Source organism: Aminobacter sp. UC22_36 (assembly GCF_044056035.1).
Taxonomy (GTDB): Bacteria; Pseudomonadota; Alphaproteobacteria; order Rhizobiales; family Rhizobiaceae; genus Aminobacter.
Genome location: NZ_CP171996.1, coordinates 3,668,293 through 3,684,658 on the forward strand (window position 1 = coordinate 3,668,293; position 16,366 = coordinate 3,684,658).

Below are 16,366 nucleotides of genomic sequence, written 5' to 3' on the forward strand. Positions count from 1 at the left end.
AGCGTGATTGGCCGGTGATTTCCGCCGGTCCTAGTTTTGCGGCCCTCTAACAAAAAAATCAGGGAGGACCACTCGATGAAACGCATTCTCGTCATGTCTGCGCTGCTGTTTGCCGGTCTGTCGGCAGCCAGCGCCCAGGACGGCACGATGAGCTTCTTCGTCACCAGCGCCGGCCTCGGCAAGGGCGCCAATCTCGGCGGCCTCGCCGGTGCCGACGCGCATTGCCAGAGCCTGGCCGAAGCCGCCGGCTCGACCGGCAAGACCTGGCATGCCTATCTCTCGACCAGCGACACCGATGCCAAGGACCGCATCGGCAAAGGCCCATGGGTCAACGCCAAGGGCCAGAAGATCGCCGACGACGTCGCCTCGCTGCACAGCGACGCCAACAACATCAACAAGGAAACCGCCCTCGACGAGAAGGGCAACACCATCAATGGCCGCGGCGACCAGCCCAACAAGCACGACATCCTGACCGGCTCGAAGCCCGACGGCACCAGGATCGCCGACCAGACCTGCGGCGACTGGACCCTGGATGGCACCGAAGGAGCGGCAATGATGGGCCACCACGACCGCATGGGGCTCGACGATTCGGCCGCCGCCAAGTCGTGGAACTCCTCGCATGCCTCGCGCGGCGGCTGCAGCCAGGAGGCGCTGAAGGGAACCGGCGGCGACGGCCTGTTCTACTGCTTCGCCGCCAATTGAGCCTGCACCTCTAGCGTTCGGCCGAAACGGACAGTTCCGGCCGGACGTTCAGCGTCTGGAACACCACGCAATAGCGTTCAGTCAGCTTGACCAGCGCATCGATACGCTCCTGCGGCTCGTCGGTGTCGAGCTTGAAGGCAAGCCGGATGGCGCGGAAGCCGACCGGCGCATCCTTGGCGACGCCCAGCGTGCCGCGAAAATCGAGATCGCCCTCAGCCGAAACCACGGCCTCGCCGAGGCGGAATTCGAGTGCCGTCGCCACCGCCTTCAAGGTCACGCCGGCGCAGGCCACCAGCGCCTCGAGCAGCATGTCGCCCGAGCACAACTCCATGCCACTGCCGCCCGTCGCCGGATGCAGTCCGGCGGTGACGATCGCACGCCCGGTATCGACCTTGCAGGAAATCGACTGGTCGTCGACGGCGCCACGTGCCCGAAGCGTGATCAGCGCGCGCCCGGCATCCTCGCGATAGCTCTCCTTCATCGGCGCCTGCAGCGCCTTCAGTTGTACGGCGTCCATCTTTCCTCCCAACAGACTGTTGCACCATCTTAGCACAGTGGCACGGGTCTACTGACAACAGGCTGGCAGGTGCGCAGGGATAGGATAGGCTCATGTTCAAGGAGGCGAGGATCATGACCGCGACCGACACCGCTGCGCAGCACCGGCTTGGCATGGTGCTCGTTGCCTCGTCAGCTGGCGTTTTCGGCCTTGCCGGCATCCTGACAAAGTCGATCGACGCCGATCCGCTGACCATCACCTCCTGGCGGGGGTTGATCGGCGGCCTGCTGATGTCGGCCTATGTCTTGTGGCGCCGCCGCGGCGCTGGCGGCGAAAGCCTGCACCTCGGCTGGCAGGGCTGGCTGCTCGCCGTCCTGGGCACCATCTCCAGCATCACCTTCATCGCCGCCTTCAAGAACACCTATGTCGCCAACGTCGTGGTCATCTACGCCACCGTACCGTTCGTCGTCGCCCTGTTCGCTTGGCTGATCGTCGGCGAGATGTTCCGGCGCCAGACGGCAATTGCCGCAGCCATATGCCTTGCCGGTGTCGCGGTCATGGTCTGGTCCGGGCTTGGCGGCGGCCATGGCTTCGGCGACGGCCTGGCGCTGCTGATGACGTGTCTTTTTGCGCTCTATGCCGCCCTTGTCCGCCGTTTCCGCGACGCCCCGGTCGTCTGGGCTGGAGCCGTGTCGGCCTTTCTCGGCATCATTCCGGCGTGGTTCGTCGCCGATCCGCTCACTGTTCCGCCGGCCAGCATTCCACCTGTTATCACCTTCGGCTTCACCTTCGCCCTTGCCGTCATCTTGTGGACCGAGGGCGCGCGCCGCATTCCCGCCGCTGAAGCCGGCCTGCTCGGCACCGCCGAAGTGCCGTGCGGCATCTTCTTTGCCTGGCTGTTCCTGGCTGAGCTGCCACCGGCAGCGAGCCTCATCGGCGGGGCGATCGTGCTTGCGGCGGTGTTCTGGCACGCCTGGCGTGACTGGGCCAACGCCCGCAATGCGGCCATGCCATCCCGCCTGATCGAAAAAGAATCACAAAAAGCCTGATCGGCGTGGAACCAAATGTTAGCAACCGCGTTCTTGTGCTCAGGACGGGTTGCCCCATCCCCCATCCCCTCCACCCGTCCCTTTGCTTTAAGCCGGTCGCAAGACCGGCTTTTTCCTGTGCTGATGCCAAGGGGATGGTGGCCAAGGGGTTGGCGGGATGACGATGCGCATTGACCTTGCGTCGTCATCGTCTAGTTTCGGTGCGCGCGGTGGGCTTCGCGCGCATTGGGAGGTGCGGCATGGTCCTGGCCAGTGCAATTGTGCTCGGCTTCATCGCGGCATGGATGTTTGCCGCCGGCATTTTGGCGCACGGACGCAGCATCCGCTTTCGCCAGGCGCTGCTGTATCTGCCACTCAAGCTGATCTACCGGGTGCAGGACAACGCCCTCAGCCAGGTGCGCGACGCCGACGCTCCCGTCATCTACGTCATTTCGCACCAGTCACGCCTCGAACCGGCCTTGATGCTGTCGCTGTTGCCGGAGCAGACGCTGCACATCCTCGACGACGCCTCCGCCAAGGCCTTCTGGCTGGAGCCATGGCGTGAGCTTGGCCGCACCATCGCGTTCAACGCCGAGCATGTCTTTGTTAGCCGCCGACTGGTGCGCGTGTTGCGCGGCAAGGGCCGCCTCGCTGTCTACTTGCCCGACACGGTCGAGCCCGACGTCAAGGCGTTCCGGCTGTTCCGTGCCGTCGCCCGCATCGCCATGCAGGCCGATGCCCGCATCGTGCCGATCTTCGTCAGCGGTGCCCGCCATCTGCCGTTCTCGTTGACACCTGCCGAACGCGCTCCGCGCCACTGGTTCCCGCGTCTCAGGATCGCTGCCCTTGCCCCAATGACCATGGCCGAGCTGCTTCAGCGCGCCGGCTACAACCAGACGACCACGGCCAACGCCCTCTTCGACCGCATCGCCGAAGCCCGCCTTGCTGGCACCGACCTCAGCCGTGGCGTGTTTGGTTCGATGTGCGACGCCGCCAGCCGCTACGGCGCCTCGCGCACGATCGTCGAGGACGTGGTCAGCGGCGCCTTGAGCTACCGCAAGCTGCTGACCGGCGCCCGCGTGCTCGGCAAGCGTCTCAAAGCCATATCCAGCCCAGGCGAGGCCGTCGGCATCCTGCTGCCCAACGCCAATGGCGTGGTGCTGGCCATGCTCGGTCTGATCTCGGCGGGCCGCGTGGCGGCGATGATCAATTACACCGCTGGCAGCACCAACGTCGCTTCGGCGGTGAAGACAGCCGAAATCAAGACCATTGTCTCCTCTCGGGTCTTCGTCCAGAAGGCCGATCTCAGCGACATCATCGCCGCTGCCGAACAGGCCGGTGCGCGCATCGTCTGGCTGGAAGAGCTGCGCGACAGCATTTCGACCTCGGAAAAGCTCTCCGCCGCATTGCAATGGCGGCGCCCGTTGCATCAGCAGGACGCGTCGAAGCCCGCCGTCATCCTGTTCACCTCGGGATCGGAGGGCACGCCCAAGGCCGTGGTCCTCTCACACCGCAACCTTGTTGCCAACGCCATGCAGGCCGAGGCACGCATCAGCATCTCGCCGGTCGACAAGCTGCTCAACGTGCTGCCCGTGTTCCATTCCTTCGGCCTCACCGGCGGCACCATCCTGCCGCTGCTGACCGGCATCAGGCTGTTCCTCTACCCCTCGCCGCTGCACTACAAGATCATACCCGATGTGGCGCGGAAGATCCGGCCGACAATCATGTTCGGCACCGACACCTTTCTCGCTGCCTATGCCCGTACCGCCGAGGATGGCGATTTCTCCAGCCTGCGCTTCGTCGTCGCTGGCGCCGAGCCGGTCAGGCCGGAAACGCGGCGGGTCTGGCGCGAACGCTTCAACGCCGAGATCATTGAGGGCTTCGGCCTGACCGAGGCTGCCCCGGTCGTTGCCGTCAACACCGCAACGCATGGCCGCGATGGCACCGTCGGACGCCTGCTGCCTGCTATGCGCATGCGGCTCGAAGAAGTCGAGGGCGTCGCCGAAGGCGGCCAGCTCTGGCTCGCCGGCCCCAATCTGATGATGGGTTACATGACTGCCGACCGTCCGGGCGAATTGCAGCCGCTCGAAGGCTGGCACGACACCGGCGACATCGTTTCGGTTGATCGCGAGGGCTTCATCACCATCCGCGGACGCGCCAAGCGTTTCGCCAAGATCGCCGGCGAGATGGTGTCGCTCGGTGCCGTCGAGATGCTGGTGCAGGCGCTATGGCCGGAGGAACGCCATGCCGCGGTCGCCGTGCCCGACAAACGTCGCGGCGAACGCATCGTGCTCGTCACCACGGCCGGCAATGCCGATCCCGAGATGCTGCGTGTCTACGGCAAGCAGGCCGGCGTTGCCGAGCTGATGGTGCCGCATGACATCATCAAGGTGCGCGAGATCCCGGTGCTCGGTTCGGGCAAGACCGACTATGTCGCTGCGCGCCGCCTGGCGCTCGACCAGCTCGGGCTGGCGGCCTAGCGCATCGACCCGGAAATCAGACCGATTTTTGGAAGGCGCGATGCGCCAACTCAAGATGTTGGAGCGTCCCCAGGCGAACGCGCGGCGCCCTGGGCTTCCGGCTTGGTCTCGACGGGAGTTTCTGCGGCAGCCGCAGCTTCAGCGGCGGCAACTCCCTCGATCTTGGCACGACGCGCATAGGCACTGGCGCTGAGCGGCAGGAAGAGCAGATACGCGCCCACAGACGCCGACAGTGTCTGCCAGGGATAGACGGTCACAAGCAGTACGTAGAACACCGCCAGCAGCATCACCGGCAGCAGATGCTCGCGCTTGATCTTCAGTTTCTTGCCGGAATAGATCGGCAGGCGGCTGACCAGCAGGAAGGCGATGAGAATGGTGAACGCGGTGGCGATATAGGCCAGCGTACGGGTGCCCTCGACGCCGAGGAAGCCGATATACATCGGCAGCATCACCACAAGGGCGCCCGCCGGCGCCGGAATGCCGACGAAATACTCCGCCTGCCAGGCCGGGCGATCGAGGTCCTCGTCGAGCACGTTGAAGCGCGCGAGCCGCAGGCCGCAGGCGATGACAAACAGCAGTGTGCCGATCCAGCCCAGCGAACCGGCCTTGTCGAGCAGGTAGGCATAGAGCACCAGCGCCGGCACGACGCCGAAATTGACGATGTCGGCGAGCGAATCCATCTGCGCGCCGAATTTCGACGTCGCCTTCAGCATGCGTGCCAGGCGGCCGTCGATGCCGTCGAGGAACGCTGCCAGCAGCACCATCACGACAGCCGATTCGAACCGGCCTTCAAAGGCGAGCCTGATCCCGGACAGACCGGCGCAGATCGCCAGCACGGTGATCAGGTTGGGCAGCACCATGCGCAGCGGGATCTCGCGGATGCGCGGACCACCACGGCCATGCGGTTCAAAGGGTTTGAAGGATGACACCGCCGCCGTCCTCAGGAAACCCGCACCAAAGGTGCGTGGCTCACGCCGCCGAATTCGGCGAGGATGGTTTCACCTGCGACTGCGGTCTGGCCAACGGCGACACGGGCAACCGCATTGGTGGGCAAGAACACGTCGACGCGCGAACCGAAGCGGATCAGGCCAAAACGCTCGCCAACGGCGATGTTGCCGCCGACATCGGCCCAGCACAGGATGCGGCGGGCGACGAGACCAGCGATCTGCACTGCCGCCACCTGGCCGTTAGGGCTGTCGATGACGATGCCGTTGCGCTCGTTTTCCTGGCTTGCCTTGTCGAGCTCGGCGTTGAGGAATTTACCAGGACGGTGCTCGATACGCACGATCTTGCCGCGCACCGGGGCACGGTTCACGTGGACGGAAAAGACGTTCATGAACACCGAGATGCGGGTCATTTCGGCGGTGCCGAGGCCAAGCTCGCGCGGTGGTACAGCGGGGCCGACGGCCGACACCACGCCGTCGGCCGGGCTCACCACCAGCTTGTCGTCGACCGGCGTCACGCGCTCGGGGTCGCGGTAGAAATAGGCGCACCAAGCGGTCAGAATCGCCCCGATCCAGAACAGCGAAGTAGAAAAGAAGCCCAGCAGAACGGCAACCGCCGCAAATCCGGCAATGAAGGGATACCCCTCGCGATGGACCGGAACGAAGGCGTTGCGGATCGTGTCGGCTATGCTCATGAAGTGGAGGCCGCTGCTGTTGAAGTCCCGGAGTGCTTACCGGAAACGACCGCCAGCCGCAACGCGGCATTGGCAACGCCCACCGCTATCGCAGGCCGCAAGCGGCGCAACCGCCGCTCGCATTACAATTGATCACGTGAGCCGGCGGCCTGGAACGGCCGCTCACTCCGCCTCGTTGGCGACTTCCGGCGTGCGGCGGCGAACCACAACACCAAGCTCGTCGCCCTCGCGGGCCTGGCGCAGGCGCTCCTCGGCCTCGGTCGCCTCGCGCTGGCGATCCCACATCGAGGCATAAAGCCCGCCCTGCCCCAGCAACTCGGCATGGGTGCCGCGCTCGGCGATGCCACCGTCGGCGAGTACGATGATCTCGTCGGCGGAAATCACCGTCGACAGGCGATGCGCGATGACGATCGTCGTGCGCCCCTTGCTGACCAGGTCGAGCGCACTCTGGATCTCCTGCTCGGTCTGGGTGTCGAGCGCCGAGGTCGCCTCGTCGAGCATCAGGATCGGCGGTGCCTTCAGGATCGTGCGGGCAATCGCCACGCGCTGCTTTTCGCCGCCCGACAGCTTCAGCCCGCGCTCGCCGACCATCGCCTTGTAGCCCTCAGGCAAGCGCTGGATGAAGCTGGCGATCTGGGCCAGCTCGGCCGCCTTGCGCACATCCTCCTCGTCGGCGTTCACGCGGCCATAGCGGATGTTGTAGGCGATGGTGTCGTTGAACAGCACCGTGTCCTGCGGCACCATGCCGATCGCCCCGCGCAGGCTTTCCTGGCTGACATCGCGAATGTCCTGGCCGTCGATCAGGATCGCCCCCTGCTGGATATCGTAGAAGCGGAACAGCAGCCGCGAAATCGTCGACTTGCCGGCACCCGAAGGACCGACGATCGCCACCGTCTGGCCGGCCGGCACCTCGAAGCTCACGCCCTTCAGGATCTGGCGGTTCGGATCATAGGCGAAATGCACGTCGCGGAACTCGACCCGGCCGGAGCCGACGACAAGCGCCTTGGCGCCGGGCTTGTCGACCACCTCCTGGCTCACGTCGAGCAGGTCGAACATCTGCTCGATGTCGGTCAGGCCCTGGCGGATTTCGCGATAGATGAAGCCGATGAAGTTGAGCGGCACCGACAGCTGCATCAGCATGGCATTGATGAAGACGAAGTCGCCGACGGTCTGGGTGCCGGCCATCACCTCCATCGCCGACATGGCCATGACGATGGTCATGCCGATGCCAAAGATCACGCCCTGGCCGAAGTTTAGCCAGCCGAGCGATGTCCAGATGCGGGTTGCCGCCGTCTCGTAGCGCGCCATCGAGCGGTCGAAGCGCTCGGCTTCCATGGCCTCGTTGTTGAAGTACTTCACCGTCTCGAAATTGAGCAACGAATCGATCGCCTTGGTGTTGGCGTCGGTATCGGAATCGTTCATCTCGCGGCGGATGCCGATGCGCCAGTCGCTCGCCCACACCGTGAACCAGGTGTAGAGCCATACCGTCACCGCCACCACAGCCACATATTTCCAGCCATAGGCGAAGCCGAAGATGCCGGCGGTCAGCGCGAATTCCAGCACCGTCGGCGCCGTGTTCAGGATGGTGAAGCGGACGATCGTCTCGATGCCCTTGGTGCCGCGCTCAATGATGCGCGACAGCCCGCCGGTGCGGCGCTCGAGATGGAAGCGCAGCGACAACTGGTGCATGTGCACGAAGGTGCGATGGGCAAGCTGCCGCACCGCATGCTGGCCGACGCGGGCAAACAGCGCGTCGCGCAGCTGGTTGAAGCCAAGCTGGACGATGCGCACGACATTATAGGCGATCACCAGCATGACCGGCGCCACCAGGAAGGCAGGCAATGGCAGCGGCGTGCGCTGATCGCCGGCGAGCGCGTCCGTCGCCCATTTGAAGAAGTACGGCCCAGCCACCAGCGTCAGCTTGGCGACGAACAGGAACACGGTTGCCCATACCACCCGCGCCCTGAGGTCCGGCCTGTCTTCCGGCCACATATAGGGCCAGAGGTTCTTGATGGTGCTGAAGGTCGAACCGCGTTCGGCGGATACGGTTTTGCTGGCCACTGTGCTTGCCTTGATTAGATGTCCACGCCGTCGACGGCGCAGCAGGATTCGACGAGCGCCGATACGGACGCGGAAACGGCGGCCAGTGCCGCCTGATCGATCTGATAGCGCGAGCGTTGCCGCTCCGCCGCATAGCTGACCAGGCCGGCTTCGACGAGGATTTTCAGATGTTGCGAGACTGTCGACTGGGCGAGATCGAGATGCTCGACCACTTCCTTGCAGCAGCATGACCTGCCGCCAGCCAGGCATCTCAAGATTTCGAGCCGTGCCGGGTGCGACAGCGCGGCAAGCTTCTGCGTCACGTCCTTGACGGGGGCGCAGCAGGATGACGTGGTGGAGAACGAATTCATCGTCCATCGACGATAGACGATGAATTCCATCCACGCAACCCGGGCTGGCTGAAATGCCGTGCTCGAACCTAAGGCTTGGGCGCGGGCATTGCCTGCTCGCCCATGGCGCCCATGTCGGCGGCCTCGCCCTCCTTGGACTTCTCCGGCACGCGGAACACCTGACCCGGCCAGATGCGGTCGGGATCGCGGATCTGATCCTGATTGGCGAGATAGATGTTCGAATAGCGCACGCCGTGACCGTAGACGCGGCGCGAGATACGCCACAACGAATCGCCACGGCGAATGATGACGGCACCATCGACCGCTTCGAGCTTGGGCGCCGTGGTCTCGGGCGTCGCCGGTGCGGCGGCGACTTCAGCCGGCTTGTCGGCAGTTGCTGCCGGTGCGGCTGGCTGGGTCGGTGCCGTCGCTTCGGCAGCCGGGTCGGCAGGCTTGGCCGGCACTTCGCCCGCCATCGCCGTCTTGGCTTCGGCCGCGGCTGGTGCTGCGGGGGCCGTCGGCTGCGGCGCAACCGCTGCCACCGCCTCGCCCGGCTCGCGTTGGAACGGCACGGCAGCGCGGGCCACGACCTTGGCGCCGTTCGGCTCGAGCGCGTCGACGCGGATGATGTAGTCGCCGACAGGCAATTCGCGCTCGGCCTCGATCAGGAAGCGGCCCTCGGGTGAGGTCTGCGTCTCGCCGATCAGGATCTCGTTGGCGTAGGCGCGGACCTTGCGCCCAGCATCGGCGGAGCCGGCGATGAATATCTTCTTGCCTTCGATCTCGACGGCCTCGACGGCCACCTTGACCTGTGCGACTGGCACTGCCGATTTCGCCGGCGCGGGTTGCGTTGCCGCTGGCGCTGCAGGAGTAGCGGGCGCGCTGGCCTGCTGCTCGGGAGCGGCCGGCGCCGATGGCGCCTCGGCCGGCTTCGGAACGGTGATCAGCTGCGACGGCTTGCCCGGCTCCTCGACCAGGGCCAGCACCTGCCCGCCCGGATCCGATGGCACCGAAACCACTGCCGTCTCGGTCGATGTCGCCACGACATTGTCAGGGGCTGTCGCGCGCAGCACGAGCTGGTAGTCGCCAGGCTTCAGCGGATCGTCGAGCACGACGGCGAAATCGCCGTCGGCGCCGGCAACCGCAGCCCCGATGACCTTGGAGCCAGTCACAATTTCGACCTTGGCGTTGCCCGCCGCCTTGCCGGCGACCACCACGGAGCCGTTGTTTTCGACACGCACGACATCGAAGGATGGCGCCACAACGGCAGGCGCTGCAGGTGGCGCGACCGTGGTCGTCGCCTCGGCTCCGGCTGCCGGCTTGGCCGGATCTGCCGGCTTGTCGCCGGTCGGCGTCGTGGCCGTCGGTGCCGGCAATGATGCGATCGCTGCGGGCGGCGCAAGATAGGGATCGAGTGCCCCGGACACATACGCAACAGTCGCAGCAGCGGCCGAGCCACCTGCTGCGAGTAGGAATATCTTCAACGGATTAATTGCCATATTTCCCTGCCCCTAGCCGCGCAACGGGTCTACCTTGTTTTGCCGGCAGCGACAAGAAAAAGCCCCGCCTGGGCTTGACCCTGCCGGTGGAGGCAATACCCAATCAGACCATGAACACGATTCGATCCATTTGCGTCTATTGCGGCTCCTCGCCGGGCCGCGATGAGGTCTATATCAAGGCCGGTCATCTGCTCGGCCATTCGATCGCCAAGGCCGGCCTGAGGCTCGTCTATGGCGGCGGCACCAAGGGCATCATGGGTGCGGTCGCCGATGGCGCGCTGCGCGCCGGCGGCAAGGTCACCGGCATCATTCCGCGCTTCCTGATGAACAAGGAAGCGACCGAAAGCGCGCTGACCCGGCTCGACGAACTCGTCATCACCGACAACATGCACGAGCGCAAACATCTTATGTTCGAGAAATCGGACGCATTCGTGGCACTGCCCGGCGGCATCGGCACGGTCGAGGAGATCGTCGAGATCATGACCTGGGCCCAGCTCGGCCATCACCGCAAGCCGATCGTCTTCGCCAACGTCAAGGGCTTCTGGGATCCGATGCTGTCGTTGCTCGATCACATGAAGACCGAGGGCTTCGTCCACACCTCCCATCTCGTCCAACCGCTGGTGGTCGACGAGCCGGAAGCGGTGGTCTCAGCGATTATGGTCGCCGCCGGCTCCGACTCGACGCCGACCGAAGGCGTGCAGTCGCTCATCGACAAGATGTAGGTTTCCAAGTCGGATCGAGCCGGAAGCACGCTCGGCCTGTTTCAGGTCAGGCCGAGCCGAAAATGGCTGTTACCGAGAACCGGAACAGAGCGTACATTCAGGTACGCGAGTACCGGAAGCGCAGGTATCAGGCATTTGCAGGCCGGCCTCACCTGAAACTCAGCCGTTCCTGGCCCGCTCGGAAAACATCGACCAGGTATAGATCGCCAGTGCCGCCCAGATCAGGGCGAAGGCGACCGCGCGTTCGCTTGAGAACGGCTCCTTGAAGATGAAGATTGCAATGACGAAGATCATCGTCGGGGCGATGTACTGCATGATGCCGATGGTCGACATGCGGAGCAGCTTGGCGCCATTGGCAAACAGGATCAGCGGCACGGCGGTGACAATGCCGCAGCCGAGCATCAGCCAGACGTCGGTCATCCCGGTGGTGCCGAAATGGCCGACACCGGTTCCCTGCAGATAGGCGATGTAGACCAGCGCCGGGATGCCGAGGATCAGCACTTCGAGGAAGAAGCCCTGCGCCGGTCCGATCGGCAGCGTCTTCTTGAACAGGGCGTAAAAGCCCCAGGACAGCGCCAGCACGATCGAAACCCAGGGCAAGCCGCCGCTTTCCCAGGTCAAGAGCGCAACCGCGATCACCGCAAGCCCGATCGCCACCGTCTGCGCCCGCGTCAGCTTCTCGCCCAGAACGACAGCGCCGAGGAACACCGAAAACAGCGGATTGATGTAGTAGCCGAGTGCTGTTTCGAGCGCCCGGTCGTTGCCGATCGCCCAGACATAGACACCCCAGTTGATGGTGATCAACGTCGCCGTCAGCGTGCCCATGGCAAGCGTTCGCGGGGTGCGCAGCGCGGTCTTGATGTCCGATGTACGGCCAAGCCACCACAACAGCAGCGCCGCGATCGGAATCGACCAGGTGATGCGATGCGCGATGACCTCAGGCGCGGGAATGTGCGCCACAGCCTTCATGTAGAAGGGCAAGAAGCCCCACATCAGATAGGCCGAAAGGGCAAACAGGAAGCCGCGTGTAGCGTCGTCCTTGGTGATCGCAGGCGTGTTGATGCTCATGGCGCGATCCTATGCGCCCGCGCGGCCGCGCAAGCCATTTCAAAATACTGATGGTCCAGCCGCTTTTCGTTGATGGATCAATCAATCGGGCCAGCTTGCAGCGCTGGCCCATGTAAGCTGGGCGCTGGCTATTCCGCCGCCACCAGCCCGGCCATCTCGCGGTTCTTCATCAGCTTGTAGATGATCGAATCCATCAGCGCCTGGAACGAGGCGTCGATGATGTTGGTCGACACGCCAACCGTCCACCAGCGCGCGCCCGTGCTGTCATGCGATTCGATCAGCACGCGGGTGATCGCCTCCGTACCGCCATTGAGGATACGCACCTTGTAGTCGACGAGCTCGAGGTCGCCGATCTCGTCCTGGAACTTGCCCAGATCCTTGCGCAGCGCGATGTCGAGCGCGTTTATCGGGCCGTCGCCCTCGGCCACCGACATCTTCTCCTCGCCGTCGACCATGACCTTCACCACCGCTTCCGACACGGTCTTGAGGTTGCCGTTGGCGTCGAAACGCCGCTCGACGAGGCAACGGAACGAGGTCACGCGGAAGAATTCGGGCACGCTATGCAGCATGCTCCGCGCCAGAAGCTCGAAGCTGGCATCCGCCCCTTCGTAAGCGTAGCCCTCGGCCTCGCGCTCCTTGACCACCGCAATCAGCGAATCGAGCCGGCGGTCATCCTTGGGCACGTCGATGCCGCGCCGCTTCAGCTCGGCGATGAAGTTGGCCTTGCCGCCCTGGTCCGACACCATCACCTTGCGGCGATTGCCGACCATCTCCGGCGGCACGTGCTCGTAGGTCTTGGGTTCCTTGGCAATGGCCGAAGCGTGGATGCCTGCCTTGGTGGCGAAGGCCGACGCCCCGACATAAGGCGCCTGTGCCTCGGGCGCGCGGTTGAGCAACTCGTCGAACGCCCGCGACAGCCGCGCAATGCCGGCCAGCGCCTCGCCCGAGACGCCTGTTTCGAAACGTTCGGCAAAATGCGGCTTCAGCGCCAGCGTCGGGATGATGGTGATCAAATTGGCGTTGCCGCAGCGCTCGCCGATGCCGTTGATCGTGCCCTGCACCTGGCGCACGCCGGCTTCGATGGCGGCCAGCGAATTGGCCACCGCCTGGCCTGTGTCGTCATGGGCATGGATGCCGAGATGGGTGCCCGGAATGCCCGAAGCGATCACCTTGGCGACGATCTCGCGCACTTCCGACGGCTGGGTGCCGCCATTGGTGTCGCACAAAACCACCCAGCGCGCGCCGGCGTCATAGGACGTCCGCGCGCAGGCCAGCGCGTAGGCGGGATTGGCCTTGAAGCCGTCGAAGAAGTGCTCGCAGTCGACCATCGGCTCCTTGCCGGCCACGCCTGCCGCCTCGACCGAGGCGCGGATCGACTCCAAATTCTCCTCGTTGGTCACGCCGAGCGCGACGCGGACATGGTAGTCCCAGCTCTTGGCGACGTAGCAGATGCCGTCGGCCTTCGCTTGCAGCAACGTGGCAAGGCCGGGATCGTTGGACGCCGACACCCCTGCCCGCTTGGTCATGCCGAAGGCGACGAACTTCGCGAGCTTCGTACGCTTTTCCTGGAAGAAGGCCGTGTCGGTCGGGTTGGCGCCGGGATAGCCGCCCTCGACATAATCGAGTCCGAACTCGTCGAGCATCGACGCAATCGCGATCTTGTCCTCGACCGAAAAGTCGATGCCCGGCGTCTGCTGGCCGTCGCGCAATGTGGTGTCGAAGAGATAGATGCGTTCTTTCATGGCAACACCTTGGGGGCTAGCGCCCTATGGCGCCCCCCTCTGTCCTGCCGGACATCTGCCCCACGAGGGGGGAGATCGGCAGTATTGACGCCTCGCTCCATCCTGCAACGCCGGCGATTGGCGAAAGCCGGCATGCCAGCTGATCTCCCCCGTGGGGGAGATGTCCGGCAGGACAGAGGGGGGCAACGTAGGGCGGAAGCGTTCACGAACTTTTCCCTGCGAACCTGTCGGTCGCCCTGATGAGCTGGTCCAGTATGCCCGGTTCCGAATAAGCGTGACCGGCGCCCTCGATCAGGTGGAACTCCGCCTCGGGCCAGGCCTTGTGCAGCGCCCAGGCATATCTAGCCGGGCACGGCATGTCATAGCGCCCATGGACGATGACACCGGGAATGTCGCGCAGCTTGTGGGCGTCGCGGATCAACTGGCCTTCCTCCATCCAGCCGGCATGGACGAAATAGTGGTTCTCGATGCGGGCGAAAGCCACGGCGAAGTCGTCCTCACCAAACTTGCCTGAAGTGTCGGGGTCGGGCAGCAGCGTGATCGTCTCGCCTTCCCACAGGCTCCAGGCCAGTGCCGCCTCGACCTTGGCCTTACGGTCGTCGCCGACGAGGCGCTTGCGGTAGGCACCCATCATGTCGCCGCGCTCGACTTCCGGGATCGGAGCGACGAAACGCTCCCACTTGTCGGGGAACATTTCGGAGACGCCGAACTGGTAATACCAGTCGAGCTCGGCGCGGGTCAGCGTGTAGATGCCGCGTACCACCAGTTCGCTGACGCGGTTCGGATGCGTCTCGGCATAAGCGAGCGCCAGCGTCGATCCCCAGGAGCCGCCGAACACCAGCCACTTGTCGTGGCCGGCCATCTCGCGCAGCCGCTCGATGTCGGCGACCAGGTGCCAGGTGGTGTTGGCGTCGAGCGAGGCATTCGGCGCCGACTTGCCGCAGCCGCGCTGGTCGAACAGCATGATGTCGTACAAAGCGGGATCGAACAGGCGGCGATGCTTGGGCGAGGTCGCGCCGCCCGGGCCGCCATGCAGGAACACCGCCGGCTTGCCGCCTTTGGTGCCCGAGCGCTCCCAATAGACCTGGTGGCCGTCGCCGACATCGAGCATGCCGCTGTCGAAGGGTTCAATCTCGGGATAGAGGCCGCGCAGTTCGTCGCTCATAGTTTCAGTCCATGCTCCGGCCAGTTGGCCGTTTCTTCATCGGGATGCTGGAAGGAGATGATCTGCTCCTGCCGCTGGTAGTAGTCGGGATTGTCGAGCACCGGCTGGTCGAAGATCGTCGCGACCCACGGCAAGCGGAAGCCGTGGTTGATCTGGATCGTCGGTGCGAGGTCGGAACGGTCGTCAAACGAGCCGATCGAGAGCTCCAGGCCCTCCGTGTGCCGGTATGCCATCGGCGTGCCGCAGCGCTGGCAGAAGCCGCGCGATATGTTGATCGACGACTGGAAATAGCTCGGCTCCTCGCGGATCCACTCGACGCCATCCAGCGGCACCGCGACGAAGGCGCCGAAGAACGAGCCGAACTGCTTCTGGCACATGCGGCAATGGCAGATCGAGCTGCGCCCCAGCGCGCCATGGATACGGAAACGGACTGCGCCGCACTGGCAGCCGCCTGTCCTTGCAGTCTCGGTCATGACCTTTTCTCCGCTGGCCATTGTTCAGTGTCGTGGTCGGGGTGCTGGTTGTTCGAAGGGGCGACCGCCGCATACCAGGCGCTCTCGTCGGCCGACAATTCCACCATGTCGAGCTCGCCGAACCATGGCATCTTCTCGGCCGATCCGCACTGGAACGTCGGCTTCACCGCTTCCGGATCGTCGAGCGCACCAAGAACGACATTGATCGTGTCGCGGGCGATCACGTCGAACAGAAGCGGCGTACCGCAGTCGCGGCAGAAGCCACGACGCACGATGTCGGACGACTGGAACCAGCCGATCTCGCCGCGCGTGACCGAAAACTTCGCCTTGGGCGTGCGCGCCAGCGGCTGGAAGTAGTTGCCCGATGCCTTCTGGCACATGCGGCAATGACAGATATGCGCATTCTCCAACGCCTGGTCGATGCGGTAGCGCACGGCACCGCACTGGCAACCGCCTGTCGTGACAGTCATTTGCGCTCCTCCGGCGGCCAGGTCTCGGTGTCGTGGTCCGGGTGCTGATAAGAGACGATGTCGTTGACGAAGTCGGCCGCCTCGGGGTCGTCCTCGGTCGAATAACCCTTGAGCTCGTGGACATGGTCGACATAGGGCAGCTTGCCCTCGAGCCCCCACTGCACCGTCGGCGCGATCTCCTCCGGTTCGTCGAAGGCAGCAATCGCCAGCGCCACCCCGTCGGGCGCCTCGAAGCTCAGCGGCGTGCCGCAGTCGCCGCAAAAGCCGCGCAGGCCGAAGTTCGACGAGCGGAACCGCTTCGGCTCGCCGCGTGTCCAGACAAGCTTGGAGTTCCGATGCACCGAAACCAGCGGCGCATAGAAATTGCCGAACGCCTTCTGGCACATGCGGCAATGGCAGACCGAGGCGCCACCAAGCTTGCCGTCGACATGGAAACGCACGGCGCCACACTGGCACCCGCCGGAATAATGCGGCCTGTTGTCGAGGCTCATT

16 protein-coding genes are annotated in these 16,366 nt (G+C 64.7%); 4 read left to right on the forward strand and 12 right to left on the reverse strand.

Annotation, left to right across the window (positions count from 1 at the left end; translation table 11 throughout):
- The first annotated feature begins 75 nt into the window (after positions 1–75).
- Entirely contained in the window at positions 76–702 is a 627-nt protein-coding gene (locus ACHMW7_RS21380) for a hypothetical protein (protein ID WP_395447479.1), read from the forward strand.
- A 10-nt stretch (positions 703–712) separates the two neighbouring features.
- On the opposite strand, the gene ACHMW7_RS21385 is transcribed toward ACHMW7_RS21380, so the two are convergent.
- Positions 713–1,219 (reverse strand): OsmC family protein, encoded by a 507-nt coding sequence (locus ACHMW7_RS21385; RefSeq protein ID WP_395447480.1) that lies wholly within the window; start codon positions 1,217–1,219, stop codon positions 713–715.
- Between the two features lie 113 nt (positions 1,220–1,332).
- On the opposite strand from ACHMW7_RS21385, the gene ACHMW7_RS21390 reads away from it, so the two are divergent.
- Positions 1,333–2,247, forward strand: coding sequence for a DMT family transporter (locus ACHMW7_RS21390; protein ID WP_395447481.1), 915 nt, complete (start codon positions 1,333–1,335; stop codon positions 2,245–2,247).
- Between the two features lie 284 nt (positions 2,248–2,531).
- Positions 2,532–4,706 (forward strand): AMP-binding protein, encoded by a 2,175-nt coding sequence (locus ACHMW7_RS21395; RefSeq protein WP_395451399.1) that lies wholly within the window; start codon positions 2,532–2,534, stop codon positions 4,704–4,706.
- A gap of 50 nt (positions 4,707–4,756) precedes the next feature.
- Here ACHMW7_RS21395 and pssA read toward each other — a convergent pair whose 3' ends face one another.
- The 5 genes from pssA to ACHMW7_RS21420 form a co-directional block, all read right to left on the reverse strand.
- Positions 4,757–5,566, reverse strand: a complete 810-nt coding sequence (gene pssA / locus ACHMW7_RS21400) for a CDP-diacylglycerol--serine O-phosphatidyltransferase (protein WP_395451400.1) — start codon at positions 5,564–5,566, stop codon at positions 4,757–4,759.
- A gap of 80 nt (positions 5,567–5,646) precedes the next feature.
- Positions 5,647–6,345: a phosphatidylserine decarboxylase gene (locus tag ACHMW7_RS21405; RefSeq protein ID WP_395447482.1), complete on the reverse strand. Its 699-nt coding sequence runs from the start codon at positions 6,343–6,345 to the stop codon at positions 5,647–5,649.
- A gap of 162 nt (positions 6,346–6,507) precedes the next feature.
- Positions 6,508–8,406 carry an ABCB family ABC transporter ATP-binding protein/permease gene (locus tag ACHMW7_RS21410; RefSeq protein ID WP_395447483.1) on the reverse strand — a complete coding sequence of 633 codons (1,899 nt, stop codon included), beginning with the start codon at positions 8,404–8,406 and terminating at the stop codon, positions 6,508–6,510.
- Between the two features lie 14 nt (positions 8,407–8,420).
- A complete protein-coding gene (locus ACHMW7_RS21415; RefSeq protein ID WP_395451401.1) occupies positions 8,421–8,756 on the reverse strand; it encodes an ArsR/SmtB family transcription factor in 336 nt (111 codons plus the stop codon).
- A gap of 68 nt (positions 8,757–8,824) precedes the next feature.
- A complete protein-coding gene (locus ACHMW7_RS21420; protein WP_395447484.1) occupies positions 8,825–10,234 on the reverse strand; it encodes a LysM peptidoglycan-binding domain-containing protein in 1,410 nt (469 codons plus the stop codon).
- Positions 10,235–10,344: 110 nt separating this feature from the next.
- Here ACHMW7_RS21420 and ACHMW7_RS21425 point away from each other — a divergent pair, with 110 nt between their 5' ends.
- The gene (locus ACHMW7_RS21425; protein ID WP_395447485.1) at positions 10,345–10,956 is read left to right on the forward strand and encodes a TIGR00730 family Rossman fold protein; all 612 of its coding nucleotides are present in this window, start codon (positions 10,345–10,347) and stop codon (positions 10,954–10,956) included.
- Between the two features lie 159 nt (positions 10,957–11,115).
- On the opposite strand, the gene rarD is transcribed toward ACHMW7_RS21425, so the two are convergent.
- From rarD to ACHMW7_RS21455, 6 genes are all read right to left on the reverse strand, one after another.
- Complete coding sequence (gene rarD, locus ACHMW7_RS21430; protein WP_395447486.1) at positions 11,116–12,024, reverse strand: EamA family transporter RarD; 909 nt, start codon at positions 12,022–12,024, stop codon at positions 11,116–11,118.
- A gap of 128 nt (positions 12,025–12,152) precedes the next feature.
- The gene (gene cimA, locus ACHMW7_RS21435) at positions 12,153–13,766 is read right to left on the reverse strand and encodes a citramalate synthase (RefSeq protein WP_395447487.1); all 1,614 of its coding nucleotides are present in this window, start codon (positions 13,764–13,766) and stop codon (positions 12,153–12,155) included.
- 202 nt (positions 13,767–13,968) lie between these two features.
- Positions 13,969–14,931 (reverse strand): prolyl aminopeptidase, encoded by a 963-nt coding sequence (gene pip / locus ACHMW7_RS21440; RefSeq protein ID WP_395447488.1) that lies wholly within the window; start codon positions 14,929–14,931, stop codon positions 13,969–13,971.
- Complete coding sequence (locus ACHMW7_RS21445; RefSeq protein ID WP_395447489.1) at positions 14,928–15,404, reverse strand: GFA family protein; 477 nt, start codon at positions 15,402–15,404, stop codon at positions 14,928–14,930. Before ACHMW7_RS21445 ends, pip begins: the two co-directional genes overlap by 4 nt.
- A complete protein-coding gene (locus tag ACHMW7_RS21450; RefSeq protein ID WP_395447490.1) occupies positions 15,401–15,874 on the reverse strand; it encodes a GFA family protein in 474 nt (157 codons plus the stop codon). The genes ACHMW7_RS21445 and ACHMW7_RS21450 overlap by 4 nt, the downstream gene beginning before the upstream one ends.
- Positions 15,871–16,365: a GFA family protein gene (locus ACHMW7_RS21455; protein WP_395447491.1), complete on the reverse strand. Its 495-nt coding sequence runs from the start codon at positions 16,363–16,365 to the stop codon at positions 15,871–15,873. The genes ACHMW7_RS21450 and ACHMW7_RS21455 overlap by 4 nt, the downstream gene beginning before the upstream one ends.
- Position 16,366: the final 1 nt, after the last annotated feature.